Here is a 1496-nt window from a genome sequence, read left to right on the forward strand (position 1 = left end):
CATCACCGAACACTCTCTCCACGGCATCAACACCTCCGGCCAAAAGCCAAAAGTGTTACCCATGTGTCCGGTACAAAACGTCACCTATGTCTCAGGCCGCGCAATTACTTAGATACGTCCCGATATCTGATTGGTGCCACTAAACGCAGTTGCGGGTAATGTCAGGGGTAAAAGTCGACTACCTCTTGGCTGGCGGATTACCCCTTCAAGCAGCACCATCCAGCTTCTTTGCCCACCAAGGTAGCAGTTCACTCGGATCGAACGCATATTTTTTTGTCCCTTTGAGCGTCGGCACAGCGTCTGCTCGCACCTGGGCGATGCTCCAACCTTGATAATATGGTTCGCATCCAGCCCTGAAGGCTGCGAGCAGTTGCTCTTCGTTTGAGAGCGTAAGCATAACGTCTAGCTCTCTGATGGGACAAAAGATCGGATGTCTCCTGTCTTCATCGGTCATATCAGGCTCTTTCTCATAAGAGATTTTCCTCGCCTCAGTGATTAACCGGTCACGGAGTGGGCGTGACATCTGGGTCCACGCGTCCATGGTGAGAACCACCGCTGGAGCATCGGCATCGATGTCGAATTTGATAATCCCTCGTCGGACATGTGAAAAGAATCGCCAAAGTTGAAAAATCGCCTTCGCGATCTGCGCATAGCCGTCGTTAGCGCTTTCTACAGGATCGTCGGCGTACTGAGCTTCAAAGGTAAGTTTAGTGGCCTTGCATTCAAAGACAGCGACGATGCGCCCGGCCTGCATCAAAAGGATGTCCGGTGTCTCGACCGGGTTCTTTTTGTATCTGTATTTCACTGCCGGCGCGCATTCGAATCCTGGGCAATGCGCACTGATCGATCGGCGGGCATAATCCTCGAACCGTTTCGTAGCTTCGTTGGTAATAGTGGTGCCTCCGCCTTGGAGATCATAGTACAGGCCCACAGTGGCCCGCAGGATGATAAGCGCTGGCAGCGGCGCGATATATTGCTGCCGGAGGCCTAAATCCCGGCGGATGATAGGTTTGATGCGCAGGTGGCTAGGTTGGTAGATAACAGGCAAAATTGAACGGGCGCTGGCCTCGAACTTACTCAAAAGTTGGCGCGATTCATGCCGAGCGGACCAGATGTCTGCGGAAAGGAGTTTGAGACTCTTTTCGACTGCATCCGACGAAATCCCCAAGAAACTTAAGTCATGAATTGGTGGGCTCCATGGACCCCGCATCAAATGTGCGAAATAACTGAAAGCAACTGCAAAGAAGTCAGCGATGGTCACACAGTAGATCTTTTCGAAGTAATCGGCACACTCCCCCTGCCCGTAAATGAATATGTACCGGTAAATGTCGGGAACGCTAGCAAATCTCCGTTGCCAACCAAATTGCCTATGACCAATGCGATGAACCTCCATTGACGTTGCCCCCAGTTTCTATCCAGTTTTGAGTTCGTTTCCGGCGTGGGTTGTGCCCTGCTGGGCGGGTGAAGCGACGGGCGCTGGCGCGGAGCCTTTGGCA

1 protein-coding gene is annotated in these 1496 nt (G+C 52.6%); it reads right to left on the minus strand.

Annotated features, from left to right (window positions below; translation table 11 throughout):
* Positions 1-205: 205 nt before the first annotated feature.
* Positions 206-1261 carry a hypothetical protein gene (locus tag NKH28_RS34250; RefSeq protein ID WP_352981456.1) on the minus strand — a complete coding sequence of 352 codons (1056 nt, stop codon included), beginning with the start codon at positions 1259-1261 and terminating at the stop codon, positions 206-208.
* Positions 1262-1496: the final 235 nt, after the last annotated feature.

The organism is Mesorhizobium sp. M1227, from assembly GCF_040318315.1.
GTDB lineage: Bacteria > Pseudomonadota > Alphaproteobacteria > Rhizobiales > Rhizobiaceae > Mesorhizobium.